General features: G+C 38.9%; 24 protein-coding genes. 13 read left to right on the top strand and 11 right to left on the bottom strand.

Translation table 11 applies throughout. The annotated features are described in order from the left end of the window. Positions 1 to 7: 7 nt before the first annotated feature. Positions 8 to 943 carry an ornithine carbamoyltransferase gene (argF, locus tag ABID23_RS00180; RefSeq protein ID WP_354188127.1) on the bottom strand — a complete coding sequence of 312 codons (936 nt, stop codon included), beginning with the start codon at positions 941 to 943 and terminating at the stop codon, positions 8 to 10. Then, positions 915 to 2,144 carry an aspartate aminotransferase family protein gene (locus ABID23_RS00175; RefSeq protein WP_354188125.1) on the bottom strand — a complete coding sequence of 410 codons (1,230 nt, stop codon included), beginning with the start codon at positions 2,142 to 2,144 and terminating at the stop codon, positions 915 to 917. Before ABID23_RS00175 ends, argF begins: the two co-directional genes overlap by 29 nt. Positions 2,145 to 2,604: 460 nt before the next feature. Between ABID23_RS00175 and ABID23_RS00170 the strand changes: the two genes are divergently transcribed. Next, complete coding sequence (locus tag ABID23_RS00170; RefSeq protein WP_354188671.1) at positions 2,605 to 3,132, top strand: GcrA family cell cycle regulator; 528 nt, start codon at positions 2,605 to 2,607, stop codon at positions 3,130 to 3,132. Positions 3,133 to 3,672: 540 nt separating this feature from the next. Here ABID23_RS00170 and ABID23_RS00165 read toward each other — a convergent pair. The 5 genes from ABID23_RS00165 to ccmA are packed head-to-tail and all read right to left on the bottom strand — an operon-like array spanning position 3,673 to position 6,641. Continuing rightward, positions 3,673 to 4,320 (bottom strand): DsbE family thiol:disulfide interchange protein, encoded by a 648-nt coding sequence (locus tag ABID23_RS00165; RefSeq protein ID WP_354188123.1) that lies wholly within the window; start codon positions 4,318 to 4,320, stop codon positions 3,673 to 3,675. Beyond that, positions 4,295 to 4,546 carry a hypothetical protein gene (locus ABID23_RS00160; protein WP_354188121.1) on the bottom strand — a complete coding sequence of 84 codons (252 nt, stop codon included), beginning with the start codon at positions 4,544 to 4,546 and terminating at the stop codon, positions 4,295 to 4,297. The genes ABID23_RS00165 and ABID23_RS00160 overlap by 26 nt, the downstream gene beginning before the upstream one ends. Further along, a complete protein-coding gene (locus ABID23_RS00155) occupies positions 4,546 to 5,313 on the bottom strand; it encodes a heme ABC transporter permease (protein ID WP_354188119.1) in 768 nt (255 codons plus the stop codon). Before ABID23_RS00155 ends, ABID23_RS00160 begins: the two co-directional genes overlap by 1 nt. A 46-nt stretch (positions 5,314 to 5,359) precedes the next feature. Beyond that, positions 5,360 to 6,025 (bottom strand): heme exporter protein CcmB, encoded by a 666-nt coding sequence (gene ccmB, locus ABID23_RS00150; protein ID WP_354188117.1) that lies wholly within the window; start codon positions 6,023 to 6,025, stop codon positions 5,360 to 5,362. A gap of 1 nt (position 6,026) precedes the next feature. After that, complete coding sequence (ccmA, locus tag ABID23_RS00145) at positions 6,027 to 6,641, bottom strand: heme ABC exporter ATP-binding protein CcmA (RefSeq protein ID WP_354188115.1); 615 nt, start codon at positions 6,639 to 6,641, stop codon at positions 6,027 to 6,029. Positions 6,642 to 6,938: 297 nt separating this feature from the next. Between ccmA and acnA the strand changes: the two genes are divergently transcribed. The 11 genes from acnA (at position 6,939) to gpsA (ending at position 21,297) form a co-directional block, all read left to right on the top strand. After that, positions 6,939 to 9,629, top strand: coding sequence for an aconitate hydratase AcnA (gene acnA / locus ABID23_RS00140; RefSeq protein WP_354188113.1), 2,691 nt, complete (start codon positions 6,939 to 6,941; stop codon positions 9,627 to 9,629). 223 nt (positions 9,630 to 9,852) lie between these two features. After that, on the top strand, positions 9,853 to 10,119 hold the full coding sequence (rpsT, locus tag ABID23_RS00135; protein ID WP_354188111.1) for a 30S ribosomal protein S20: 267 nt from the start codon (positions 9,853 to 9,855) through the stop codon (positions 10,117 to 10,119). Between the two features lie 711 nt (positions 10,120 to 10,830). Further along, on the top strand, positions 10,831 to 12,396 hold the full coding sequence (dnaA, locus tag ABID23_RS00130) for a chromosomal replication initiator protein DnaA (protein WP_354188109.1): 1,566 nt from the start codon (positions 10,831 to 10,833) through the stop codon (positions 12,394 to 12,396). 193 nt (positions 12,397 to 12,589) lie between these two features. Then, on the top strand, positions 12,590 to 13,711 hold the full coding sequence (gene dnaN / locus ABID23_RS00125; protein ID WP_354188107.1) for a DNA polymerase III subunit beta: 1,122 nt from the start codon (positions 12,590 to 12,592) through the stop codon (positions 13,709 to 13,711). Between the two features lie 20 nt (positions 13,712 to 13,731). Beyond that, positions 13,732 to 14,862 (top strand): DNA replication/repair protein RecF, encoded by a 1,131-nt coding sequence (gene recF / locus ABID23_RS00120; RefSeq protein ID WP_354188669.1) that lies wholly within the window; start codon positions 13,732 to 13,734, stop codon positions 14,860 to 14,862. A 56-nt stretch (positions 14,863 to 14,918) separates the two neighbouring features. Further along, positions 14,919 to 15,371, top strand: coding sequence for a type II 3-dehydroquinate dehydratase (aroQ, locus tag ABID23_RS00115; protein WP_354188105.1), 453 nt, complete (start codon positions 14,919 to 14,921; stop codon positions 15,369 to 15,371). A 137-nt stretch (positions 15,372 to 15,508) separates the two neighbouring features. Beyond that, positions 15,509 to 16,480, top strand: coding sequence for a ubiquinol oxidase subunit II (cyoA, locus tag ABID23_RS00110; RefSeq protein ID WP_354188667.1), 972 nt, complete (start codon positions 15,509 to 15,511; stop codon positions 16,478 to 16,480). Between the two features lie 95 nt (positions 16,481 to 16,575). Then, the gene (gene cyoB / locus ABID23_RS00105; RefSeq protein WP_354188103.1) at positions 16,576 to 18,594 is read left to right on the top strand and encodes a cytochrome o ubiquinol oxidase subunit I; all 2,019 of its coding nucleotides are present in this window, start codon (positions 16,576 to 16,578) and stop codon (positions 18,592 to 18,594) included. After that, the gene (locus tag ABID23_RS00100) at positions 18,591 to 19,256 is read left to right on the top strand and encodes a cytochrome (ubi)quinol oxidase subunit III (RefSeq protein WP_354188101.1); all 666 of its coding nucleotides are present in this window, start codon (positions 18,591 to 18,593) and stop codon (positions 19,254 to 19,256) included. Before cyoB ends, ABID23_RS00100 begins: the two co-directional genes overlap by 4 nt. After that, positions 19,256 to 19,795, top strand: a complete 540-nt coding sequence (gene cyoD, locus ABID23_RS00095) for a cytochrome o ubiquinol oxidase subunit IV (RefSeq protein WP_354188099.1) — start codon at positions 19,256 to 19,258, stop codon at positions 19,793 to 19,795. The genes ABID23_RS00100 and cyoD overlap by 1 nt, the downstream gene beginning before the upstream one ends. 479 nt (positions 19,796 to 20,274) lie before the next feature. Next, on the top strand, positions 20,275 to 21,297 hold the full coding sequence (gene gpsA, locus ABID23_RS00090; protein WP_354188097.1) for an NAD(P)H-dependent glycerol-3-phosphate dehydrogenase: 1,023 nt from the start codon (positions 20,275 to 20,277) through the stop codon (positions 21,295 to 21,297). A gap of 226 nt (positions 21,298 to 21,523) precedes the next feature. On the opposite strand, the gene fabI is transcribed toward gpsA, so the two are convergent. The 3 genes from fabI to fabA are packed head-to-tail and all read right to left on the bottom strand — an operon-like array spanning position 21,524 to position 24,175. Continuing rightward, positions 21,524 to 22,342, bottom strand: a complete 819-nt coding sequence (gene fabI / locus ABID23_RS00085) for an enoyl-ACP reductase FabI (RefSeq protein ID WP_354188095.1) — start codon at positions 22,340 to 22,342, stop codon at positions 21,524 to 21,526. 47 nt (positions 22,343 to 22,389) lie between these two features. After that, a complete protein-coding gene (gene fabB, locus ABID23_RS00080; RefSeq protein ID WP_354188093.1) occupies positions 22,390 to 23,610 on the bottom strand; it encodes a beta-ketoacyl-ACP synthase I in 1,221 nt (406 codons plus the stop codon). Between the two features lie 55 nt (positions 23,611 to 23,665). Continuing rightward, positions 23,666 to 24,175 (bottom strand): 3-hydroxyacyl-[acyl-carrier-protein] dehydratase FabA, encoded by a 510-nt coding sequence (fabA, locus tag ABID23_RS00075; protein WP_354188091.1) that lies wholly within the window; start codon positions 24,173 to 24,175, stop codon positions 23,666 to 23,668. 225 nt (positions 24,176 to 24,400) lie between these two features. On the opposite strand from fabA, the gene irrA reads away from it, so the two are divergent. Further along, entirely contained in the window at positions 24,401 to 24,907 is a 507-nt protein-coding gene (gene irrA / locus ABID23_RS00070; RefSeq protein WP_354188089.1) for an iron response transcriptional regulator IrrA, read from the top strand. A 67-nt stretch (positions 24,908 to 24,974) separates the two neighbouring features. On the opposite strand, the gene ABID23_RS00065 is transcribed toward irrA, so the two are convergent. Continuing rightward, the gene (locus ABID23_RS00065) at positions 24,975 to 25,532 is read right to left on the bottom strand and encodes an SH3 domain-containing protein (RefSeq protein WP_354188087.1); all 558 of its coding nucleotides are present in this window, start codon (positions 25,530 to 25,532) and stop codon (positions 24,975 to 24,977) included. Between the last annotated feature and the right edge of the window lie 677 nt (positions 25,533 to 26,209).

Genomic DNA, 26,209 nt, shown 5'->3' with positions numbered 1-26,209 from the left:
TGACAAGTTATTGTGGAGAGAAAAACGTATCTTGTAAACACCAAGAAAGAATTGCTTTTTGAGCATGAAGACGATTTTCGGCTTGGTCAAAAACAACGGAACGTACCCCATCTATAACACTGTCAACAACTTCTTCACCGCGATGAGCAGGAAGACAATGCATGAAAAGAGCATCGGGTTTGGCTAATTTCATTAACGCATCATTGACTTGATAAGGCTGAAAAATAGAACGGCTACGAGCACGAAATTCTTGTCCCATAGAAACCCACGTGTCTGTCATAATACAGTCAGCATCTTTAGCCGCTTGTTGGGGATTATGGGTCAGTGTAATGTGAGCTCCATGTTCACGCGCCCAGTGTACAAATTTTTTTTGTGGTTCACTGCCTTTTGGAGTGGCAATACGTAGATGAAAACCAAAAAGGGCCGCTGCTTCAATCAAGGAATGAAGCACATTATTGCCATCTCCCATCCAAGAAAATATTTTGTTTGCGACTGCTCCACGGTGTTCTTCATAAGTCAGGATATCTGCTAGAATTTGGCAAGGGTGTGTATCATCTGTGAGAGCATTAATGACAGGAATTTGTGCATATTGTGCTAACTCAAGCATACGATGATGTGTTGTTGTACGTAATGTAACAATATCCACAAAACGCGATAAAACGCGCGCTGTATCAGCGATAGTTTCATGGTGACCAAGCTGCATCTCTGAGCTCGTTAGCATGATCGTATCGCCACCAAGTTGACGCATGCTTATGTCGAATGAAATACGGGTTCGTGTGGATGGTTTTTCAAAAATCATGGCCAGTGTTTTACCAACAAAAGGCTTAAAAACTATTCCTGTCTTGAAAGATGCTTTGAGAATTTTTGCATAATCAATAATAGCGCGCGCTATTTGTGGGGTTAAAACGGATAGATCAGTGAAATGGTGAAGAACATGTGTCATGTTTATAATACTTGTTTTTTTGTGAAAGAGATGCAATTGCATTTTCAATGCGATACAAGCTTTCATCTACTTCTTCTTCATTGATAATAAGCGGAGGCAATAAGCGCACTACGTTGTTATTGGTACCAACACTTAGAATATATTCCTTTTCCAAGGCATTGACGACAACGTTGGAGGGAATGACGCACTGGATACCCAGCATAAGTCCCACGCCTCGAATTTCGCAGATAATGTCAGGATAGGTGTTGAGAATGTTCGAAAGTCCATTTTTGAGTTTATGACCCATGTGCTGAACATGATGCAAAAAACCTGGCTCTAATACAATATCAAGGATAGTGTTGCTGACGGTCATCCCAAGCAAATTTCCTCCAAAAGTTGATCCGTGGGTTCCGACTGTCATACTTTTTGCAGCTTGGTTTGTGGCAAGACAAGCACCTAGTGGAAAGCCTCCACCAAGTCCTTTTGCAAGGGTAAGAATATCAGGCGTGATATCACTCCATTCATAGGCAAAAAGCTTTCCTGTTCGTCCAATGCCCGTTTGAACTTCATCCAGAATAAGTAATAAGTCATTATCATCGCATATTTTGCGTAAAAACTTTAAATATTCGTGAGGGACTGTTCGGATTCCTCCTTCACCTTGAATGGGTTCAATAAGAATAGCGGCGGTATTTTCACAAATAGCACTCCGTAAAGCATTTTCGCCACAAAAAGGAATTTGAATAAATCCGCTAGCTTTCGGTCCAAAACCTTCGAGATATTTTTCGTGTCCGGTAGCGGCAAGTGTTGCAAGCGTGCGTCCATGAAACGCACCTTCAAAAGTAATAATTTCAACGCGTTTTGGATGACCAGATGCATAATGATAATGACGAGCAGTTTTAAATGCACATTCTAGTGCTTCAGCACCAGAGTTACAGAAAAAAACTTTATCAGCAAAGCTATTTTCACAAAGCCGTGTAGCGAGAGCTTCTTGTTCAGGTGATTGAAAAAGATTGGAAATATGCCAAAGCTTTTCAGCTTGTTTTTGGAGGCTGTCGACCAATTTTGAATGTGCATACCCCAATGTATTAACAGCAACACCAGCTGTCAAATCAAGATAGCGTTCTCCTTTATCGGAAATAAGCCATACACCATTGCCTTTTTTAAAGTGCAAATCACGTCGAGAAAAGCACTGGTAAAGTGATTGTGTAGCAGTGGTGCTCATCTTTATTTCCTTTATATTTTAAATTTTTGTATACAATAAACAAAACAGTGTCGTAACGTTAAGTATAGCATAATGATATTTTATGTGGATCAAGTATCGTATAGGTGATAGATCATTACACCGATTTGTAAAAAGTCAATAAAGGTTCTACAATGAAGCATTCATAGAAAAAAATTAAACAAACGGGACAGTCTGGTTTATACTTGATTTGCAAGTTGGGGAAAACATTCTAAATAGACTCTTCAAGAGGGAAAGACTCTTGTCACGGAGTCAGTGTGTATTGTAATTTAAGTGAGCAAATAAGGTTGTATTTTAGGTTGTAAGTTCCATAGATTGAGTGAATTTTTTAACTTGAGTAAAGTAATAAAATATTTTCATTCAAGGGATTGAAAATTTTATTCAAACATTTGAGAGTATAAGGTGGGGACTCTCAATGATATGGTTAGAACGGAGTGCTGATATGGGTTGGACATGTGAACGTGTTGAGCTTCTTAAGAAGTTCTGGAGTGAGGGATTGAGCGCAAGTCAGATTGCAGCTCAGCTAGGTGGAGTCAGCAGAAATGCGGTTATTGGTAAAGTGCATCGGCTAAAGTTACCTGGGCGTGGCAAGACAGCGCAAGGGGTATCGCGTGTACAAAAAAATCCTACAAGCCCATCGTCTTCGCGTACGCGTCGCACAACATCGACTGTATTACCAACGAACTCTGATTCTTGCAGTATTGAAGAAACAGCTTTAAAGGCGGATATTGCTGCGGAGTCTATGACAGAAAAGAATATATCTGAAAAGTCTAATGTTGTTGTTCCTATATCACGCCAACTTAATCTTTTACAGTTGAGTGAAAATACATGTAGGTGGCCTGTTGGAGATCCTTTGTCATCAGATTTTCATTTTTGTGGTGCCGATTCTGATGAAAACAGCCCTTATTGCGCCTTTCACGCTAAAATAGCGTTTCAGCCAATATCTGAAAGACGTCGGATAAGAGTGTAAAATTCGCAACCTAATCTTATACGAGCTTTTTTATCATAAATGTATGATTATCTATAAGAGCAAATTTTGCAAATATGTAGTTTTTCACTCAGTAGAGAAATTCTTTTTATCAGAAGGCGACTGAAATATTTATTCTATCATTGCGTGATTGTTGCCCATTAGAGCGCAAACTTTTATCTATTTTGATGGTGTTTATTATAATTTAATTTCGTTGGTTTGCAAATTCTTACAATGATATCTTCTTTATAATGAAGATAATGGAGGCTTGATGTTTTTATATTCTTTAATGGTTATATTTCTTACCAATAATAGAAGGTTATTTTTTCTTTCATGTTTGCCTTTATAAAGGTGAAAACAAGATGTTTTTATGTTTGTCATCTTTCAATTCTGGGTTTGTTTTTAAACTAACTGCTTCGGAAAAGTGCATAAATCCTTTCTTAAACAGTTTTACTGAGTATCAAGTTTTTCATAGCTTCGTCAGTTTCTTTTGAGGATTCAATATAAGTTTAAGGATAAAAAAATATAACTGTATTACTCTATTCAGTAGAAGAAAAAAGATACATTATCTTTGGGAAGTAATATGCTGTTATTTGATATTTTTTCTGACATGATAGCTTTCTCAATTTTTGGCAGGATTTTTTTCTGATAAACTTGCCATGTTAAGGGGCCAACATGTTTAGCAATAATAATGTTCTCTTGATTCAAAAGAAAGGTTTCTGGTGGTCCATATACTCCCCAGTTAATAGCTGTATGACCTGATATATCAAAGCCAATCATTTTAAAAGGGTTACCGAAGTTATTCAGAAAGCGTTGAGCATTTTCTTTACTATCTTTATAATTAATACCAATAAGGTCAAAACGTTTATCTTGTGCAATTTTCATAAGAAGGCGGTGTTCTTTACGGCAAGATAAGCACCAAGATCCCCAAAAATTGACCAATGTTATACGCCCTTTAAATTGCTCTGAATGGAGAAAATGATTTTCACTCTCAAGGAGAGGAAGACTCACTTTGGGAGCAGGCTTTCCAGCAAGTGTATTGGGAAGAAAGGAAACATTATGAGGGTTTTGGCTCTCTATAAAATGGAAAAAAAGTAGAAAGAGAAGAAGAAAAAATATAAATGGTCCAAAAAGAACCAGTAGGGTGGTTAAAGGTATGTTTTTTTTAAGCTTTTGAGGGCGGGCGTTCATTATGTTCTTCTTTTTCGGACAGTTCTTCTTTGTTGAGCTGTTGTAGGGTCTTTTCCTGATATATGGCTTTGCAAAGGATATGCCCCAAAAAACATAGGAGGGAGATTATGGAAAGTGCATAACTCAAAATAACAATTTGCTCATGGTTTAAGGTTCCAAGAAACAAGTCAATGCGCTGGGAAAGATTTCCTAAGAGTTTGCCATGTGCACTATTTGGGTCAAGCATTATGAAGATTCCTGATGTTGTACACGGCGAGATTTTTTTATTTGAAGTATTTGGATATGGAGACGATTGATTTCGTTTCGCATAGCCATCAAATAGAGCAAAATAAACATAAAGCCAAAACAAAAGATCATTGTGATGAGAGGCCATAACATAATATACTCAATTGTTGGACCTCCTGAGCGTAAAAGTGATGCTGGTTGATGGAGTGTATTCCACCAATTAACGGAAAATTTGATAATAGGAATATTCACAAATCCAACAAGGGTAAGAATTGCTGTTGCATGTGTGGCTTTTTCCTGATCATCAAAAGCGCGAGCAAGTATGGAAATAGCAAGGTAGATAAAAAATAAGATAAAAACTGATGTAAGACGTGCATCCCATACCCAGCATGTTCCCCATGTTGGACGTCCCCAGAGAGAACCCGTGACGAGAGCAAGGGCTGTAAAAATTGTTCCAATAGGTGGACCACATTTGAGCACTATATCAGCAAGATGATATTTCCAAATCAAACTTCCTAAAGCAGCGGCGCTTATTATTATGTAACAAAACGTTGACAACCACGCGAATGGTACATGAATATACATGATTTTGACAGTGATACCTTGCTGATAGTCATCAGGAGAATACACAACTAAAATAAGTCCTAAGATAAGAAGGCATAGAACTATACAAGCTAACCACGGCAAAACGATTCTGCTTATTTTCATAAAATGGACGAGACTCGCTGGCAGTGACCTCATTTTATACGTATGAGATATTTTATTCATAAGACTTATAATAAGCAGAGTTTGGTTGTGCAGCAATCATCTTTTGTTATTTTGATAAAAGCTTAAGCGTTATAGCTGCAACAAAAGAGCTAAAAAGACTTAAAAGAAGTGAAAAAGCGATAAGAAGAGTTAAGGCGGTAAGAAAAGAAATATTTGGATTTGTTGGAGCTGTAGCCGCTGAAACGCCAAAAATCATAATTGGAATGGTCCACGGTAAGATGATAATAAAAATGAGAAGAGTGCTATGTAACAGTGATGTTGCAAGAGCGGCTCCTATAGCACCAATGAAAATAATGGCAGGTGTTCCGCATAAAAGGGTAAGTGTTGTTGTAAAAGTTATTGTGGCATTTAAATGGAGCATGAATGCCAAGATAGGGGTAGCAAGAATAAGGGGAAGCATTGTTCCCACCCAATGGGAAAGGCATTTAATCAATATAATAAGTGCAAAGATTTGTCTTGGTTCAGAGAGGATGAACTGGTCAAGGCTTCCATCATCGTGATCAGTTTGAAAAAGTTTATGCAGATTGAGAAGTCCTGCCAAAAGAGCACCAAGCCATAATATGCCCGGACCTATTTGTGCCAAAGTTTTGGGATCTGGGCCAATGGTAAAAGGAAGTATGACAATAATAGCGATGAAAAACAACAGCCCTGTTAGGGATGAGGTTGGTGGTGCTAAGATTAATTTAAGATCACGCCAGAACAATGCTTTCATGTCATTCTGCTTTCTGAATTTTTTTTAAATGAATTTTATGGTTTTCTGGAATGCCGAGGGGGTGATGGGTTGCAGCAATAATCATGCCATTTTGGTTTAGATGACGCTGAAAAATATTTGTAAGAAGAGCTTGAGTATGGTTATCAACTCCCGACATTGGTTCATCTAAAATCCAAATAGGACGATAGGATAGCAAAAGGCGGGCAATGGCAACACGTCTTTTTTGCCCTGTTGATAGAACATGAAAGGGCAAATATTCAAGATTGGAGAGACCAACTTCGGTAAGAGCTTCGTGAGGACAGTATAAATGTTCTCCATGAAATGCTGACCAAAATTGCAGATTATCGATGACGGATAGAAAAGGTTTCATAGCATTTTCAGGGCCAAGGTAGTGGCATGCTGTTGCAACCGGATAAATTTGTTCTTGGTCTTTAAGTATTACATCACCTTCACTTGCTTCAAGAAGACCGACGATGATTCGTAGTAATGTTGATTTACCAACTCCATTTGGTCCTGTGACTGTCATAAGTTGCTGAGAAAATAAACAAAAAGAAAGACCTTGAAATAAAATTTTTTCATTTCTGTGAGCTGCTAGATTTTTGCCCAATAAAACCATATGCTGACCTGTTTTGCTTTTATTTTTATAACTTTATTACATTATAGGATAAAAAAACACGTTTTTATGCAATTGTACCTAGAATAGTTCTAGAAATAGTTCTATAAAGCACGTATTATATCAAAATCTGGTGTATAATGGTTTTTTGCGCCGATTTCCGAATTTACCAACGAAAAGGTAAAGGGGGAAATGGATGGCGGAGGTGATTGCATCTGCATTCAAGCTGCGACCTTGACTCGTAGTTTGTGTTGTTCATTCCAGGAAATTGGGTAGTTTTTAGTATGAGGGTGGACAGTCATGACTCAAATAGATAGCTTTAATTGTCGCAGAACTTTAAATATTGGTGGCAAAGAATATACTTATTATAGTTTAGTTGAAGCAGAAAAGAACGGTCTTAAAGGTATTTCCCGCTTACCGTTTTCGATGAAAGTTATTCTCGAAAATTTATTACGGTTTGAAGATGGTCGTACGGTTAAGAAAGAAGACATCTTAAATGTTTCTAAATGGTTGAATGACAAAGGTAGGGCCGGTGCGGAAATCGCTTATCGCCCCACACGCGTTCTCATGCAGGACTTTACTGGTGTTCCCGCTGTTGTTGATCTTTCTGCTATGCGCGACGCTATGGTTAAACTTGGAGGTAAAGCCGAAAAAATCAACCCTCTTATTCCTGTTGACCTCATCGTTGATCACTCCATTATCGTTGATGATTTTGGTAATCCTATGGCTTTTAAGGAAAATGTTAAGCATGAATATGAACGCAATGGTGAGCGTTATCGTTTCTTGAAGTGGGGGCAGCAAGCTTTTAAAAATTTTCGTGTTGTTCCTCCAGGAACAGGGATTTGCCATCAGGTTAATCTAGAGTATTTAGCACAATGTGTGTGGATGAAGAATGAAGAGAGTGGGCAGGTCGTTTATCCTGATACTTGTGTTGGAACTGATTCGCATACGACGATGGTAAATGGCTTGGGTGTCTTAGGCTGGGGCGTTGGTGGTATTGAGGCAGAAGCTGCAATGTTAGGCCAACCCGTTTCTATGTTGTTACCGGAAGTTATTGGTTTTCGTTTAACAGGTAAGCTGAAAGAAGGCGTAACGGCTACCGATTTAGTGTTAATGGTGACACAAATGTTGCGCAAAAAGGGTGTCGTCGGTAAATTTGTTGAGTTTTTTGGTCCTGGTTTGGAGCATATGACACTTGCTGATCGAGCAACGATTGGCAATATGTCCCCTGAATATGGGGCAACCTGTGGCTTTTTTCCAATTGATAAAGAAACAGTGCGTTACCTTAATATGACAGGACGTGATGAAGATCGGATTGCTTTAGTGGAAGCCTATTCTAAAGCACAGGGAATGTGGCATGACGAATCTGTATCTGATCCAGTTTTTAGTGATATAATTGAATTAGATATGGAAAGTGTTGTGCCTTCTATGGCGGGCCCTAAACGTCCTGAAGGGCGTATGGCGTTAGAAAATGTTGGGCAAGGTTTTAGGCAGGCATTGGTCGATGACTATAAAAAAACATCTGAGGAGAAAGATGAACGTTACCAGGTTGAAGGTGAAGAATATACGCTTGGCAATGGAGATGTCGTAATTGCTGCAATCACCTCCTGTACCAATACATCAAATCCAAACGTTCTGATTGCTGCAGGTCTTTTAGCGCGTAATGCTGTGGCTGCAGGTCTTAAGAGCAAACCGTGGGTTAAGACTTCTCTTGCGCCCGGTTCACAAGTCGTTGAAGCTTATCTTAAAAATTCGGGTTTGCAAAAAGATTTGGATGCCTTAGGATTTAACTTGGTAGGGTTTGGATGTACGACATGTATTGGGAATTCTGGTCCCTTGCATCCTGCTATTTCACAAGTCATTAATAACAATAATTTAATTGCAGCTGCAGTTCTTTCAGGTAATCGTAATTTTGAAGGACGTGTATCGCCTGATGTACAGGCGAACTATTTAGCGTCACCGCCATTAGTTGTTGCGTACGCTTTGGTAGGAACGGTGCATAAAGATTTAACCAGAGAACCTCTGGGAAAAGGTTCAGGTGGTCAACCAGTATATTTGAAAGATATTTGGCCAACGTCTCAAGAAATTCAGGAGTTTATTGAAAAGAATGTTACACGTGGGCTTTTTGTCGAAAAATATGCAGACGTGTTTAAAGGAGATGAAAATTGGCGAAAGGTTCATGTTCCAGCAGAGTCTACCTACGCTTGGGATGAGAAATCAACATATGTACGCAATCCACCATATTTTGATGGAATGGGGAAGACTCCTGATATTTTACCAGATATTAGAAATGCAAGAATCCTGGGCCTGTTTGGCGATAAAATTACGACGGATCATATTTCTCCTGCTGGTTCCATTAAAGCTGATTCTCCTGCCGGTAAATATTTGATGAATCATGGCGTTAAAGTCGCTGATTTTAATCAATATGGAACACGCCGTGGGAATCATGAAGTGATGATGCGTGGGACCTTTGCTAACATTCGCATTCGTAATTTCATGCTAGGAGAGAATGGTCGTGAAGGTGGTTATACAGTTCATTATCCTTCAGGAGAAGAGCAGGCAATTTATGACGCAGCAATGGCATATAAACAAGAGGGGGTTCCGCTTGTTGTTTTTGCTGGTATTGAATATGGTAATGGGTCGTCTCGTGATTGGGCAGCAAAAGGCACCAATCTTCTCGGGGTCAAAGCGGTGATAGCTCAGTCTTTTGAGCGGATACATCGTTCTAATCTTGTTGGTATGGGGATTGTTCCTTTTATCTTTGAAGAAGGGGAAAGTTGGCGGTCTTTAGGTTTAAAGGGAGATGAAGAAGTGACGATTGAAGGGATTCATAACTTGAAACCTCGTCAGAAAACTGCCGCTACAATTACTTTTTCTAATGGAATGACAAAAACTGTCCCATTATTATGCCGTGTTGATACTGAAGACGAACTGGTTTATCTGCATCATGGTGGTATTTTGCAATATGTTTTGCGTAATCTGGCAACTTAAGCCGTATTTGTGCACTTAAGAGCGTTTTATGATTAAGATGATAGTAAAGAGCTAACTTTTATATTTAATCTTTGAAAATTCGATTGACGTCGACTTAAGGATTGCGCTATAAGCTGCCCAATTGTAGGCAGCTTTATAGTGTTGCTTGGATGAAGTTTATCTAAATTGGTAGGGATGATTTTAAGTGCACTCTACCCAGTTGCGTTGAAAGAGAGATATATTTATGGCGAATACACCTTCCGCTCGGAAAGCGGTGCGCAAAGTTGCAGCACGCACGCAGGTTAATAGAGCCCGCCGTTCACGCGTTCGTACTTTCATGCGTAAGTTTGATGATGCTTTGGCTAGTGGTGATAAGGCATCTGCAGAGATAGCGTTTAGAAACTTTGAGCCTGAAATTATGCGTGCGGTTTCTAAGGGCGTTTTTCATAAAAATGCTGCTGCGCGAAAAGTGTCGCGTTTAGCGAAGCGTTTAAAGGCTCTCAGTATTTAGTTTTTTTGTTTTACGAAGAATCAGACCAGCATCTACGAATAGGTGCTGGTTTTTTTGTTTTTAAACATACTTCTCCTTCTAAAGGGGAAGAGCGTACGGCGATTCTTTCTACGGAGAGATAGCGAGAGGGATTTATAAAATTTGCACGGTTATCCACAGCCTTTGTGGATTTTTTCAGAGTCTTTTTTGTCAAGCATTTTATTTTTTTATTTTTAATAAAAATGGATTCCTTAATTATTGGTAAATGTAGAGAAAAAAAATTAATTGAATCAATTATTTTTCTCAATCTTTTGTTTTTATATGCGGGTTTATAAGGCGGGGGTGTTCTATTTTAACCTCTTGCATTTTACCTTTTCTGTTTTGTATTGTTCTTCCAGAGATTAAAAATATGTAGGATCTACATCAGCGTAATGTTGTTTGTTACTGAGTATAAGATGCTTCGGCGTGGGTTGTTATGGATTTTCATATTAGGTAGATTTTCTAAGGCATTTTTTAGTTTTCTGTTTTGGTATGTTTGTCTTATTTATGAGATAGAGTGGGTCATATCATGAGTGCAAGTAAATCTTATTAGTCATCTTTGTTTGTGGAATTGTAATGGAGTTATCCTAGGGGGGGATGAGTAATCTTATTTGGGGTAGGGTGTTTTGCTTTTGCTGAATTGATTTTTAGCTGGTTGGCAAGGCGAAGTTTTTATTTTTATTAGGATGAAAGATGGTGGATAAATTGAACTCTAAAGCTAGTTCCTTTAAAAAGGTTTCGTTGAATATCCTATCGGCAGAAAAAATAATTAAGATGACGGATAATGACGAGGCAGTCGGTGGGAGTACTTCTGCAGAGCATTCTATTATTTCGGAGGAAGAGGGGGCATCAGCTTTTGCGCGTGTGATGGCGCAATTAAAAGCGCAAGTTGGTATCGAGGCTTATACGAGCTGGTTTGGACGTGTAAAACTTGTTGAATATAGCCGTAATTTTGTAAAGCTTTCGGTTCCGACAGCGTTTTTGCGTTCATGGATTAATAATCACTATGGTTCCCTTTTAACGACTTTATGGAAACAAGAGAGTTCAGCAATTCTTCGCGTTGAAATCATTGTTCGTGGTATGAAACGTGTTTCCAAGGATGTTGTCTGTAAAACAAGTGCTGTGCCTAGTGTTTTGGAGGAGAGGTCTTCTCCGTCTTTTGTTGAGAGTGGTGCGGAGAGTGCGGTAAAGAGTATCCAAACGGGTGTTTTTGGCTCACCACTTGATTCTCGCTATAGTTTTGAAAATTTTGTGGAGGGGGCTTCTAATCGTGTTGCTTTAGCTGCTGCGCGTTCGATTGCAGAAGGGCATAAAAGTGCCTTAAGGTTTAATCCTCTTTTTGTTCATGCATCGGTGGGATTAGGAAAAACACATTTGCTTCAGGCGATTGCTGCTGCTGCACTGAAGCGTTTAAATCCTGCTCGAGTTATTTATTTGACTGCTGAATACTTTATGTGGCGTTTTGCGACGGCTATTCGTGATAATGATGCCCTCTCTTTTAAAGAGCAGCTTCGTGATATTGATCTTCTCATTATTGATGATATGCAGTTTTTACAAGGAAAGTCGATTCAGCATGAGTTTTGTCATTTGCTTAATATGTTGCTTGATAGTGCAAAACAAGTTGTCGTAGCTGCAGATCGTCCGCCGGCAGAATTAGAATCGCTTGATCTTCGGGTTCGATCTCGTTTGCAGGGGGGGGTTGCTCTTGAAATTGAAGTACCCGATTATGAAATGCGTTTGAAGATGTTGCGCCAACGTTTGGAAGTCGCACAACAAGATGATAGTATGATTGCGATTTCTGATGATATTCTAGAGTATGTTGCGAGAACAGTTTTAGGGTCTGGACGTGATCTTGAAGGAGCATTTAATCAATTATTATTCCGTCAGTCGTTTGAATCTGATTTATCTTTAGAGCGGATTGATGAATTATTAGGCCATTTGACGCGTTCTGGTGAACCTAAGCGTATTCGGATTGAGGAGATTCAGCGCACGGTTGCGCGCCATTATAATGTTTCCAAACAGGATCTGTTGTCTAATCGTCGTACACGTACAGTTGTGAAGCCACGACAAGTGGCAATGTACTTGGCGAAAATGTTAACACCTCGCTCACTGCCAGAAATCGGGCGTCGTTTTGGTGGACGTGATCATACAACAGTTTTACATGCTGTCCGTAAAATTGAAGATTTAGTTTGTGGTGACCAGACTTTGGCCAAAGAGCTCGAGTTACTGAAGCGATTGATTGGAGACCAAGCTGCGTAGCGCTTACAGTATTCTTTTATCTTTGAAAGGAGCATTACTGAAGGTTTAATAAGGGGGCACGGTTTTTTGTGGAGGAATTGCTTGCCATTTTGAAAGAGGTTGAATAAAATCCAGTAAGTGATTCTTATGGGGATAGGTTGTATTTTAATCTAGAGAGTTTCTGTGGTATTAAGTCAATTGTAATGGATATTTTATGCGCATTAAGGTTGATCGCAGTCAGTTTTTAAAGTCTCTTGGTCGTGTTCATCGTGTGGTGGAGCGCCGTAATGCTGTTCCTATTTTATCAAATGTTTTGATTGATGCGGATAATGATTACATACAACTAAAGGCAACAGATCTTGATTTAGAGGTTACAGAATCTTTTGTAGGCAATATTGAGCAAGCTGGTGCTATAACCGTTCCAGCGCATTTGTTGTATGACATAGTTCGAAAGCTTCCTGATGGCAGTGAGGTTGTCTTATCTGCTGATGAGAATCAAGCTAGTACGATGTCTGTGGTTTCGGGGTGTGCGCATTTTCAGCTTCAATGCCTTCCGAAGACAGATTTTCCAGAGTCGCTTCCGGGGCAATTTGGTCACCGTTTTTCTTTGTCTGCGTCGGGATTAAAACATTTACTTGATTGTACACAATTCGCTATTTCTACTGAAGAAACACGTTATTATCTTAATGGTATTTATTTCCATGTTGTTGATGATGGCGCTTTAAAGCTACGTTTAGTTTCCACCGATGGCCATCGTTTAGCACAAGTCGAGATGGAGGCTCCTTCAGGTGTTGATGGTATGCCGGGTGTCATTATTCCACGTAAGGCTGTGGGGGAGTTACAAAAACTTCTTTCGGAAGAAATTGATGGTGATGTAAGTGTAGAACTCTCAGAGACAAAGATTCGTTTTTCTGCAAGCTCTGTCGTTTTTACATCAAAGTTAATTGATGGAACATTTCCGGATTATCAACGTGTTATCCCTCTTGGAAATGATAAGAGGTTGGTTGTTAATAGACAGGACTTTTCTTCTGCAGTTGATCGTGTTTCGACCATTTCGAATGATCGTGGGCGTGCAGTGAAGTTAATGATTGAGCATGGACAATTAAGGCTTGTCGTGAATAATCCTGACTCGGGGAGTGCGGAAGATCAATTGATGGTGGCATATACTTCTGATCCGCTTGAGATAGGGTTTAATTCGCGTTATCTTTTGGATATTGCTGGGCAGCTTTCGAGTCATGAAATGATTTTTATGTTAGCTGAGGCGGGCGCTCCGGCTTTGATTCGTGATAGTGATGATGCAGATGCGCTTTATGTGCTCATGCCCATTCGCGTTTAGAGGCGATTGGTTTGCACTATATAGCTGGTCACGTGCATAAAGTAGCGGTGAGGCAGCTGAAGCTCGTGCATTATCGCAATTATTCTGCTTTGAATCTTCATTTATCAGGCCAAAATGTCGTTTTTACTGGCCACAATGGTGCTGGTAAAACGAATCTTTTAGAAGCATTATCTTTTCTCTCTCCTGGTCGCGGTTTAAGGCGAGCAGTTTATTCTGATATTTGTTCTGCTGATGGTAGAGGTGAGGGGTTTGTCGTATTTGCACGTCTTCAATGTGCTCTTTATGGTGAAGTGAAAATTGGTACGGCTCTGAATGTTGATTATAATAATAGGAAAGTCCATATTAATGGTATCAATGAAACCAGTGACTGCCTAACAGATTACTGTCATATAAGTGTTTTAACGCCTTCGATGGATGGAATTTTTACAGGTTCTTCGCTTGAGCGTCGTCGTTTTTTAGATCGTATGGTTTTGGGTATTGATCCTTTGCATAGTCGTCGTATAGCAGACTATGATAGGGCTATGCGTGCGCGTAACCGTTTGTTTTTAGATGGGAGTGAAGATTCTGCTTGGTTTGATGCTTTAGAAAAGCAAATGGCAGAGTTGGCAACAGCGATTGCTGCGGCACGTATTGATGTTATTCGGCTTTTAAACGACATGTTTTTAAAAACTCCGTCTCAAATACCTTTTCCACGGGCATTTTTACAAATTGATGGTTTTTTAGAGGCGGCTCTTAGTCAGATATCGGCTGTTGAAGTTGAGGAGAAATTTTATAATCTGTTGCATGATAATCGCGCGATAGACCGTGCTGCTGGGCGGACATTAGAAGGACCGCATCGTACAGATTTGCAAGTTTTTTATGCTGATAAAAACGTGGCTGCTACATCTTGTTCAACAGGTGAACAAAAAGCTTTGCTGATAGGTCTCGTTTTGTGTCATGCACGCCTAACAGGAATGATGTCGGATAAGGCTCCGATTCTTCTTCTTGATGAAATGGTCGCACATCTTGATTCTCATCGGCGTGCTGCTTTATTTGATATTCTTGATGATTTGGGTGGGCAGGCATTTATGACAGGAACTGATCGTGCTTTGTTCGATGCCTTAAAAGGACGAGCAGAATTTTTTGAGATTAAGGATGGAGCCTTATTATAGTCAAAAAATAGTTAAGATTTTTTTATAGCGTTATTGTTGAGCAGAAGAGGACAACAATGTCTAAAGTTATAATGGTTTTAAATGGTCCTAATTTAAATTTTCTTGGGAATCGTGAACCAGAAATTTATGGAACTGAAACTCTAAAAGACATTGAAAGACAGTGTAGGGAATGGGCAACAAACGCTGGCGTGGTTGTTGATTTTTATCAAAGTAACTATGAGGGGCAATTGATAGAATGGATTCAAGCGGCAATTGGTGTGAGTGATGGACTGGTCATTAATCCAGCAGCTTACAGTCATACTTCTATCGCGCTTCTTGATGCTTTAAAAATGTTTTCAGGACCCAAAATAGAGGTTCATCTGTCCCATATTTATCAGCGTGAATCTTTTCGTCACGGTTCTTATACGTCTACAGGTGTAGATGCGATTATCTCTGGATGTGGAAGTGATGGGTATTTATTTGCGCTTGAATATATTACTAAGAGACTTAAATTGAATGTAGAGACGTAAAAAACTATATACATTGATGACGATATGTTAATTTACTTGATAATTCTTTTGAGTTAGGTAAGTATACTTTTAGGGCTTTATTGTTTTTTATGACAATTTTTTTAACAACCTCTGATGTGTATAATGGTGCAGGTAAAATGAGAAACTTTGTTAAACAAATAAAGATGCTCGTGAGTTTAGGGATAGCGTTACTTTTATCGGGTTGTAAATTTGATGTTCTTTACCCAGCGGGTTATGTTGCGCGACAACAGCTTATTTTGATCGTCGCTTGTGTTGCGGTTATGCTCTGTGTTGTGATTCCAGTTATGGTAAGTGTAGTGCTTTTGGCTATTAAATATCGTGCGTCAAATACAACTGCAGAATATTTGCCTGAGTGGGGACATTCAAATAAAATTGAAGCCTTTATGTGGGGTATCCCCATTATGATTGTAATGGTTTTAGGTGTGTTTACAGCCTATTACACCTATCAGCTTGAACCAGAGAATCCACTTCCTATAGAAGTTGTTGGTACAGAAGAGCCATTACGTGTTGATGTTGTGGCTCTTGATTGGAAATGGCTCTTTATTTACCCTGAATATGGTGTCGCATCGATCAATGAGATTTATGCACCTAAAGGTCGTCAGGTTTCATTGCAGTTGACATCAGAGAGTTCTGTGAACGCTTTTTGGGTACCAAAATTGGGTACGGTTCTTTATGCTATGCCGCAAATGAATTCTAAATTGCATTTGATTGCTGATGAAGAAGGAGTGTTCAAAGGAGCTTCGGCAAATTACAGTGGGGATGGTTTTGCAGGGATGCGATTTAACTGGCACTCTGTATCGCCACAAAATTTTGATGATTGGATTGCTAAAGCTCGAGAGAGTGGTCAAGCGCTTGATCGTGTATCTTATCGCCAGCTTTCTGTTGCGCCTCGTATGGGTGATATTGCTGCGAAAGAAAAAGATGCTGAAGTGCGTTATTTTTCGTCTGTTGAAAAGAGGCTATACTACCGGATTGTTAATCGGTGTGTTGATCAAAATACAGTGTGCAATGAAGATTTAATGAAGCGTGCTGCTGCTCAGACGCTTTGGGGTGCACTTTGTTCGGTTTTTGATCCTAGCGTTCTTTAAATATCGCTAGTGTTGTTTAGAATATTGATTAAATAAAGAGCCCTTTTAAAGAAGGTTTCTTTTAAACTTAGAATTCATTTGATATGGGTGAAGAAATGTTTGGAAGACTTACAGATCCTGCCGCTGGTACTTTTCACGCACTTGCACATGAACCGATCGTTTTGTATACGTGCATTGCGATTGTTATGGGTGGTTTAGTTACTATCGTTGCTTTGACAGTTTTGGGATGGTGGGGAGTCTTATGGCGGAATTGGATTACAACAGTTGATCATAAACGTATTGGCATTATGTATATCGTGCTTGGTATTATTATGCTTGTTCGTGGTTTTGCAGATGCAATTATGATGCGTTCGCATCAAGCTTTAGCTCTTGGGAGTGAAACAGCAGGTTATTTGCCCCCAGAGCATTTTGATCAGATTTTTTCGGCTCATGGCACCATTATGATTTTCTTTATGGCGACCCCGATTTTATTTGGTCTTTTTAATTATCTTATACCACTTCAGATTGGTGCTCGTGATGTTGCCTTTCCTTTTGCAAACAATTTAGGGTTTTGGATTACAGCTGCTGCGGCAATACTTCTTAACATATCATTAGGTATTGGGAATTTTGGTCGTGGTGGTTGGTTAATGTATCCGCCTTTCACAGAGTTACAGGGGAGTCCGGATACAGGGGTAGATTATTATTTATGGTCACTTCAGCTTTCTGGTATCGCGACAACGATGGGATCAATCAATTTTATTGCGACTATTATCAAAATGCGTGCTCCTGGAATGACCATGATGAAAATGCCTGTTTTCTGTTGGAGTGCTTTTGTTAGCAATATTCTTATTTTAGTTATTTATCCAGTCTTGGGTGTTACGCTTGCGCTCTTAGCATTTGATCGTTACTTAAACATGAATTTCTTTACCAATATTGGTGGCGGCAATCCAATGGTATGGATTAATTATGTTTGGGTTTTTGGACATCCTGAAGTTTATGTTTTGGTGGTTCCTGCTTTTGGAATTGTTTCTGAGGTTGTTGCCACTTTTTCTTCAAAACGCCTCTTTGGTTATACTTCAATGGTATGGGCAATGTTGGTCATTTTGATTCTTTCTATGCTTGTTTGGGGGCATCATTTCTTTACAATGGGTGGAGGTGAAGCCGTAAATACTTTCTTTAGTATTGCCACAATGATTATTGCGATTCCTACGGGTGTTAAGGTCTTTAATTGGTTGTTGACAATGTATAAAGGTCGGATACGCTTTGAGCCTCCGATGCTTTGGTGCATGGGGATGATCTTTACTTTTGTTGGTGGTGGATTAACAGGTGTTTTGTTGTCTATTGTGCCTGCTGATTGGCAGTTTCACAATTCGCTCTTTTTGGTAGCACATTTCCATCATACAATTATTGGAGGTGTTATTTTTGGTTATTTAGCTGGGCTTGCTTTCTGGTTTCCAAAAGTTTTTGGTTATAAACCGAACCGGATGCTGGGCATTGTGTCTTTCTGGTGTTGGTTCATTGGTTTTTATCTTGCTTTTTTCCCAGTTTATGCGCTTGGTTTGATGGGAGCAACGCGTCGTCTTCAACATTATACAGAACCTAGCTGGCAACCAATGTTTGTCATTGCTGCAATAGGTGCTTTTATTATATTGCTTGGTATCCTTTGTTTTGTTCTGCAAATTGTTTTAGCAATTTGGTACGGCGTTAAACATAAGGGGCATTTACCAGTCACATTAAATGATTCGTGGGGTGATGCCCGTACGCTTGAATGGTCTACCTCTTCACCACCTCCTTCTTATAATTTTGCGATACTTCCAGAGGTGAAGTCTGATGATGCTTATTGGAATATGAAGAAGAGTGGTTATCAACGTCCAACGAGCGGGTTTACCAAAATTCATATGCCGTCAAACACATCAGCTGGAGTTATTGCAGGTTTCTTTTCATTAGTTGTTGGTTTTGCACTTGTTTGGCATATTTGGTGGCTTGCTTTGATTGGGGGCGTGGGTTTTATTGCAACAATTATATATCATTCGTTAATAGGTGATCACCATGGTTATTATATTCCAGCGGAAGAGGTGCAAAAAACGGAAGATGCATTTACAGCTGTTCTTAAAGAGCAAGGAGTCACAGTATGAGTACGGTCACAGCGAATAATGCACATCTTGATGAGCATCATCATGACAGTAGTTCGACCATGATATTTGGTTTTTGGGTCTATATTCTTTCAGATTTGATTCTATTCTCAACGTTGTTCTCAACTTTTGCTGTTTTTTCTGCTTCCTATGGTGGAGGAAAAGCGGGTAATGAGTTTATTGACTTAAATTTTGTCTTGGTCGAAACTGCCATTTTGTTGTTTTCATCCATTACTTATGGATTTGTAATGGTGCAGGCACATAAAGGTAATCTCAGTGGCGTACGTTTGTGGATGGCTGTTACTTTTATACTTGGATGTTGCTTTATTGGTATGGAGCTTTATGAATTTCATGAGCTTTTGAATAAGGTATTTTATTACGATCCTAGTGCTTATGCCGGTATTGATCCCGAAACGGGTTTACAGATTTTTGGAAGAGAAGTTCTGTCTGCTTATTGGTCAGCATTTTTTTCTTTGGTTGGAACCCATGGTCTTCACGTGAGTGTTGGTCTTCTCTGGATGATTGTGATGTTTTTTCATCTGCATCGGAGTGGCTTGGATGAGGATAATAAAACACGTTTATCATGTCTTTCCATTTTTTGGCATTTGCTTGATATTGTATGGGTTGGTGTTTTCACCATGGTTTATCTATTAGGAGCGCTGTAATGAGCATGCAACACGAAACACATGGTCCCAGTACTGGTTCTTATTTAGTTGGCTTTATTTTGGCTGTATTTTTTACTTTGGCTTCTTTTATTCCTGTGATGTATGGGATGATGGCCAGTTGGGCAATTAGCACGAAAGTTATATATCTTATCGGGATGGCGCTTATCCAGATGGCAGTGCAAATTGTTTTCTTTTTGCACTTGAATACTGGTCCCGATGCTAAATGGAACTTGAGTGCTCTATGGTTTGCAGTTGTTTGTGTTTTTATTATTGTTGGAGGGACTTGGTGGGCTATTTCCCATTTGAACTATAATATGATGGGTGGTTCAGGACGTGTTGTTGAGCCGGAAATGTTAGAAAGAGATAGTTCTGCATCAGCAAAGACATTATCAGATACACAAAAGGAAGAAGAGCGTTTGTCCGATGATCCTCAGATTCCTTCTGAGCGAATTTTTAATACGCAAGCTCCTGCAGAGGAAGCACCAGCTGCAGAAATGCCTATTGAGACCGTGCCAGATACAGAAAATTCGACCGAGTAGATACAAACTATTAAAATATCTATGGAACCAAGCGCTAACTGTTTAAATATATGTAAAGTGGTGATTTAGAATGACGATACTACCCAAAAAGCCAATGCTGGTTGCATTGGCTTTTTTGATATGGATTATTAGTCACAAAAAGATTTATAGGATGTATTGTAGGTATTAGATAAAGGGGATGCTAGAGTCATCATTATAATTTTCAATGTATTTTATTTTAAGTGAGGAAGTTTTATAAAATTTTAATGATGGCTTGAGATAAGAAGCTATTTATAGGATCGATAAGAAAGGGTATTTGTGCTCATTCAATACAAAGTGTAATAATCTTGAGACAATTTTATTTTGTATTGGCACAAGGCTATAAGAGGAAGTAGTATTTGCAGGTTTAGTAAATATGTGTAAAAATGCCTTATTTTAAAACATTTATGGCAGTGATATAAAATTAAAGCAAAGAAGTTGGGAAATAATCGAAAAAATTAATGAATGCCGTTTTAATGACAGTTCTTGGTGCCGGTTCTTTTGGCACAGCATTAGCCATTGTTCTTGCCCGTAATGATTACCGTGTTTCGCTGTGGGGATATAATCCTCAACATGTTAGAGAGTTGCAAAAATATCGCTGCAATCAGAAGTTTTTACCTGATGTTCAGTTTCCTGATAATCTATTGCTGGAAACTTCTCTAGAGACTGCAATAACAGCAAGCCGCAATATATTAGTTGCTGTTCCCAGTCATGCATTTCATCAGGTATTGTGTAATATCCAGCCTTATTTAGATCAACATTCACGTATTATTTGGGTTACGAAAGGCTTGGAACGTGGCTCAGGACGTCTCTTACAAGAAGTTGCTTGTGAGGTTTTGGGTAATAAAATCCCCTTGGCTGTCTTATCTGGGCCAACTTTTGCTAAAGAACTTGCTCTCGGTTTGCCTACAGCAGTTACTCTAGCGGCTTCTGATGTGGAATTTAGTGAAGAATTACAGAAGCTTTTCCATTGCGATAAAAGTTTTAGAGTTTATACAAGTTCAGATATGATCGGTGTTCAATTAGGTGGGGCCGTCAAAAATGTTATTGCTATTGGGGCAGGAATATCTGATGGCATGGGATTTGGCGCGAATGCTCGAATAGCTCTTATCACACGGGGGTTAGCGGAAATGAGTCGTTTAGGTATTGCTATGGGCGCTGAGCTTTCCACATTTATGGGTATGGCAGGTTTAGGTGATTTAGTTTTAACGTGTACTGATAACCAGTCACGCAATCGTCGTTTTGGAGTACTTCTTGGTCAAGGGATGGATATAAAAGAAGCAGAAAAACAAGTTGGTCAAGTTGTTGAGGGCTATTTAAATACTAAAGAAGTACGTACATTAGCTCAGCGTATGGGGATAGAAATGCCAATTATAGAGCAAATTTATCAAGTCCTATTTTGTGATAAACATGTAGTTGAAGCAGCTAATGCGTTATTGAATCGGACGCTTAAAGATGAAGTACATAATACGCTACGCTTTTAAGCTATTCAAATATAGGGGAAATATAACCATAATATAAGAGAAGTTTTGAAATCATTCTTCTGATTTTTTAATCCGTTACACAATGAACACTTTAGAAAGTTATGAGATGCGCAGGTTCATTTTTTATGAAATGAACCTAAATACAATAAATCAGAGACATCATTTGGCATAGTGTAAAATAACGCGCAAGCAATCATTTTTACATTTAACAAAGTATTGCAAATAGTTATTCCCCCCGGGTTTCTTCACTTTGTTTTAATTCTTCTAGTGTTGGCATAGACATAACATTATAACCTGAATCAACATAATGAATTTCACCAGTCACGCCTGATGACAAATCAGAGAGGAGATAAAGAGCAGATTTTCCGATTTCATTAATGTTTACGGTACGGCGCAATGGTGCGTTACGGCGTTGATACGAAAAAATTGCACGTGCAGCTGCAATACCATTACCTGCTAAAGTTCTAATAGGACCCGCTGAAATTGCATTAACGCGAATGTTTTGAGGACCAAAATCTGCTGCCAAATAACGCACCATGGCTTCTAAAGCGGCTTTAGCTACTCCCATAACATTATAATTCGGCACAACCTGCTGTGAAGCGCCATAAGTAAGTGTTAAAAGAGTTCCTCCATTGGGCATGAGTTTACCAGCGCGTTGAGCAATTTCAGTAAAAGAATAAGCTGAAATAACCATTGTACGCTTAAAATTTTCACGTGTCGTTACATCAACGTAGCGTCCTTTTAGTTGATTTTTATCTGAAAAACCAATGGCATGAACAACGAAGTCAATGGTCTTCCATTCTTTTTCAAGATGTTCAAAGACACGATCAACATCTTCAATTTTTTCAACATCACATTCAAGCAATAATTTACATCCGAGTTGTTCTGCTAAAGGTTGAACCCGTTTTCCAAAGGCTTCTCCTTGATAGGTGAATGCTAACTCCGCACCTGCTTTTTCTAATTGGCATGCAATGCCCCATGCAATTGAATGGTCATTTGCAACTCCCATAATAAGGCCACGTTTGCCCTCCATCAAACTTTTCATATTATTCTCCGTAAGATCGTACTCTTCAACCAGCTAAGAACTCCTGTTTATGTATAGCGTTGGAAAATGAGCGTTGCATTGGTACCGCCAAAACCAAATGTATTTGACAATACAGTATTAAGTTGTTGATGATCACGACGTTCGCGAACAATAGGCATATCAGTAAAAGCTGGATCAAGCTCTTCAATATGAGCGCTTTCACAAATAAAATTATGATTCATCATTAACAATGTATAAATTGCCTCTTGAACACCTGCCGCACCTAAGGAATGACCAGTCAAAGATTTTGTGGCAGAAATTGGTGGGCATTGCTCACCTGTTCCAAAGATACGACGGATTGCTTCTATTTCAGGGGGATCCCCAACAGGCGTAGCTGTTGCATGGGGATTTATATAGTCAATTTTATCCTTTACCGTTGCAAGCGCCATGCGCATGCACCGTTCTGCTCCTTCTCCTGATGGAGAAACCATATCATGACCATCGGATGTCGCACCATATCCAACAATTTCTCCGTAAATTTTTGCACCACGTGCTTTAGCAAGTTCTAATTCTTCAAGAACGAGCACACCGGCGCCTCCAGCAATAACAAACCCGTCACGATTGATATCATAAGCACGTGAGGCTTTTGATGGTATATCATTATACTTACTAGACATGGCACCCATCGCATCGAATAAAACAGATAATGTCCAGTCAAGATCTTCACACCCACCAGCAAAGATACGATCTTGTTTGCCATATTGTATTAATTCATAAGCATTTCCAATACAGTGATTAGAAGTTGCACAGGCCGAAGAGATTGAATAGTTCACACCTTTAATTTTAAAAAACGTCGCCAGTGTTGCAGATGCTGTAGAACTCATTGCTTTAGGAACAACAAAAGGACCAACACGCTTTGGACCTTTTTGACGTGTCGTATCGGCAGCTTCAACGATCGATTGAGTTGAGGGGCCTCCAGAGCCCATAATGATACCAGTGCGTTCATTTGATACCTCGTGGAGCTCTAAATCCGCATCAGCAATTGCTTGATCCATGGCAATATGATTCCAAGCAGTTCCACGTCCATGAAAACGCAAAGCACGCCGATCAACAAACTTTTCTATATCAATATCAGGTTTACCGTAAACTCTACTGCGAAAGCCTAATTCAGCATATTGGGGAGCATAAGAAATCCCAGATTTTGCTTCATACAAACTGGCTAAAACAGTTTCCGGACTATTCCCAATCGCCGAGACAATTCCCATTCCAGTCACAACAACTCGACGCATTCATACCTCCTTGTTTTATAAAGAATAACAAAGTGCCTCTTCTTTAGAAATAATTTTAATCTTCTTTAAATAAAGCAACACGTAAATCACTCGCTTTATAAATGGCTTCCCCGTCTGCTTTGACCCACCCATCAGCTATTCCTAAGACCAAATTTCCACGTCGGATACGTTTAAAATCAATGCCATATTCAAGAAGTTTGGTTTTCGGAGTGACCATACCAGATAATTTTACTTCACCTGTTGATATAGCTCTTCCTTTTCCTGGTTCACCTAACCAACCGAGAAAAAAACCTGTTAATTGCCACATACCATCTAGACCAAGACATCCTGGCATAACAGGATCACCCAGAAAGTGACAATTGAAGAACCATAGATCCGGAGTAATATCAAATTCGGCACGAACCATTCCTTTATTATATTCACCGCCAAATTCATTAATTTGAGTGATTCTATGAATCATCAACATTGGTGGTGCAGGTAACTGTGCATTACCCTTTCCAAACATTTCACCACGAGCGCAGCTTAGAAGCTCTTCATAAGTATATCGAGACTTTTGTTCAGTCATTGTTACTCCATTTATTGACGTATATTTTGATTTCTGCGCTTTTCTCCAACCTACCTTTTAGAGCAAATTTTAAGGAGAGGGAAATGATTTTATACCATTTCTAATGACAAAAGCCCTTTTTAGTGTATCCTGTCTGGTGGATCATTTTTTTAATAATGGAATAAAAACTGTATCATATTATTCTTAATTTTTGTATCATATTATTCTTAATTTAAATAGAAATATGTGTGGTTTTGGTATGTCATTGAGCGCAAAAACTCTGGTTCTAATGAGGAGCAACAGCCCGTGAAGGATTGTAAAAAGGTTGTGCATTATTATTCTACCCCTCTGTTAGAAGAACGTTTACGTCAAAATGGTCTGCGTCCAACACGGCAGCGATTGGAGCTTGCGAGTATGATTTTCTCTCAGGGTAATCGTCATATTGCGGCTGAAGAGCTCTATGAAGAGGCAGTTAAGTCAGGTGTTCCAGTATCTTTAGCAACAGTTTACAATACTCTTCATCAATTTACGGAATCGGGGTTATTGCGGATTATTGCTGTAGAAGGCTCAAAGACTTGGTTTGATACCAATACATCCGATCATTATCACTTCTATATAGAAGGGGAAAATCGTATTCTTGATATTCCTTGTAATTCAGAAGAATTCCCTATTATTGGAAACTTGCCTCAACCACCAGAAGGTATGGAAATTTCTCATGTTGATTTAATCATTCGATTAAAACCGAAAAGCTAATTTGAGTATAGCGTATAGGAAGTTTAATAAGAAACAAAACGCACATTTTATTGATTTATAAGTTTCATCAATCTTTAATTTTTTCATCAGGATAAATTCCCCATAATTGGGATTGAGGAAGCCATCCTCGAATGTTATGAATGCTTAGTTCACACCAGTGTCCATCGCATTGGTGGATATTGCCGATAACACGGGGCTCTACTTCTGCTACAACGTTTGCGTCATCTGTGGGATTTTTACGTAACATGAGCCTTTTTGTTTTATCTTTTTGCCACGGAATCGTGACAGCAGTTCGTTTTCCGGATAGAAGCGATTGATATACCCACCCTTCATCTCCTTCGGCATCACGAATTTTGCGCCATTGATCGTATTCTTGGATGATTTCAATAGGGATACCCCGCTTTTTATAAATAAAGATGATAGAGTAATTGCTTCCTGGTCCGACGCGTACATTAACGCGGGTAGGTTTAATAGAAGCAAATCGCGGCAGTGGCAAACCACTCGGCCCTGAGTTTTGATCGAGCGTTTGTGCGTGCAAAAAACGAGGCAAACCGAATACCAATACCCCTGTTGTTAGGGTATACAATGTAAGAACGAAGAATCGAAACCAACTAGAATGTTGCACCTTAAACCTTTTATCTCTTTGTTTTTATATATTGGCACTGTAATATCTTAAAGTTAAAGACAGAATCGAGAATAAATAAAAGCTATGGCACAATGCTAGTTAAAGAGATCTAAACAATAAAAAAATTGTTATAAGAGTAATGGAATAAGTGAAATAAAAATGGAAATTTTTGACTCTTGTTTTGCCAATGAGAGGTAAATCACTTTTTAGTTATCATGGTACTGTATGTTTGGAATAAATATTGAGAAAAACGATTAAGTATTTTTTAAGTATATCAAATTTTTTATGATCTATAAAGAGCAGGGCGTATTTTTTGAAACATGACTATACGTATCATCTAACCCACAGAGAGCAGAGATCGAAATAAAAGCAACAGGAGATTGTTGGGACACAACAACCTTATAAATATAGTTTCCTAAGTTATAAGGAATTTAAGCAGAATATAGATTTGATTAGTAACAAAGGAATACTGATGGATTTTATTTCAATTCAACCATTTTGTTGCAATGTTTATTTATAGAGGAATAGCTAACAAGTACTCTTGTTTGAAGAACTGTTATCATTATCATTTAAAGGGATATTTTTATTGTACTTTAATGATTATCTTGCATATTTTTCCTTTTTAAAAAGGTAAAAATCATTGGAATCTAAATATGCGAAGCTACCTCATAAAGGTC

The organism is Bartonella silvatica (genome assembly GCF_040545155.1).
In the GTDB taxonomy this organism is placed as follows: Bacteria; Pseudomonadota; Alphaproteobacteria; order Rhizobiales; family Rhizobiaceae; genus Bartonella; species Bartonella silvatica.
Note: the sequence above shows the minus strand (reverse complement) of the source record. Positions and strands in the feature narration are given on the sequence as shown.

What these genes read in the sequence shown, in the direction of transcription:
- argF (WP_354188127.1), bottom strand. Translation starts at nt 943, where the DNA reads ATGACACATGTTCTTCACCATTTCACTGATCTATCCGTTTTAACCCCA.
- ABID23_RS00175 (WP_354188125.1), bottom strand. Translation starts at nt 2,144, where the DNA reads ATGAGCACCACTGCTACACAATCACTTTACCAGTGCTTTTCTCGACGT.
- ABID23_RS00170 (WP_354188671.1), top strand. Translation starts at nt 2,605, where the DNA reads ATGGGTTGGACATGTGAACGTGTTGAGCTTCTTAAGAAGTTCTGGAGT.
- ABID23_RS00165 (WP_354188123.1), bottom strand. Translation starts at nt 4,320, where the DNA reads ATGAACGCCCGCCCTCAAAAGCTTAAAAAAAACATACCTTTAACCACC.
- ABID23_RS00160 (WP_354188121.1), bottom strand. Translation starts at nt 4,546, where the DNA reads ATGCTTGACCCAAATAGTGCACATGGCAAACTCTTAGGAAATCTTTCC.
- ABID23_RS00155 (WP_354188119.1), bottom strand. Translation starts at nt 5,313, where the DNA reads ATGAATAAAATATCTCATACGTATAAAATGAGGTCACTGCCAGCGAGT.
- ccmB (WP_354188117.1), bottom strand. Translation starts at nt 6,025, where the DNA reads ATGAAAGCATTGTTCTGGCGTGATCTTAAATTAATCTTAGCACCACCA.
- ccmA (WP_354188115.1), bottom strand. Translation starts at nt 6,641, where the DNA reads ATGGTTTTATTGGGCAAAAATCTAGCAGCTCACAGAAATGAAAAAATT.
- acnA (WP_354188113.1), top strand. Translation starts at nt 6,939, where the DNA reads ATGACTCAAATAGATAGCTTTAATTGTCGCAGAACTTTAAATATTGGT.
- rpsT (WP_354188111.1), top strand. Translation starts at nt 9,853, where the DNA reads ATGGCGAATACACCTTCCGCTCGGAAAGCGGTGCGCAAAGTTGCAGCA.
- dnaA (WP_354188109.1), top strand. Translation starts at nt 10,831, where the DNA reads ATGGTGGATAAATTGAACTCTAAAGCTAGTTCCTTTAAAAAGGTTTCG.
- dnaN (WP_354188107.1), top strand. Translation starts at nt 12,590, where the DNA reads ATGCGCATTAAGGTTGATCGCAGTCAGTTTTTAAAGTCTCTTGGTCGT.
- aroQ (WP_354188105.1), top strand. Translation starts at nt 14,919, where the DNA reads ATGTCTAAAGTTATAATGGTTTTAAATGGTCCTAATTTAAATTTTCTT.
- cyoA (WP_354188667.1), top strand. Translation starts at nt 15,509, where the DNA reads ATGAGAAACTTTGTTAAACAAATAAAGATGCTCGTGAGTTTAGGGATA.
- cyoB (WP_354188103.1), top strand. Translation starts at nt 16,576, where the DNA reads ATGTTTGGAAGACTTACAGATCCTGCCGCTGGTACTTTTCACGCACTT.
- ABID23_RS00100 (WP_354188101.1), top strand. Translation starts at nt 18,591, where the DNA reads ATGAGTACGGTCACAGCGAATAATGCACATCTTGATGAGCATCATCAT.
- cyoD (WP_354188099.1), top strand. Translation starts at nt 19,256, where the DNA reads ATGAGCATGCAACACGAAACACATGGTCCCAGTACTGGTTCTTATTTA.
- gpsA (WP_354188097.1), top strand. Translation starts at nt 20,275, where the DNA reads ATGAATGCCGTTTTAATGACAGTTCTTGGTGCCGGTTCTTTTGGCACA.
- fabI (WP_354188095.1), bottom strand. Translation starts at nt 22,342, where the DNA reads ATGAAAAGTTTGATGGAGGGCAAACGTGGCCTTATTATGGGAGTTGCA.
- fabB (WP_354188093.1), bottom strand. Translation starts at nt 23,610, where the DNA reads ATGCGTCGAGTTGTTGTGACTGGAATGGGAATTGTCTCGGCGATTGGG.
- fabA (WP_354188091.1), bottom strand. Translation starts at nt 24,175, where the DNA reads ATGACTGAACAAAAGTCTCGATATACTTATGAAGAGCTTCTAAGCTGC.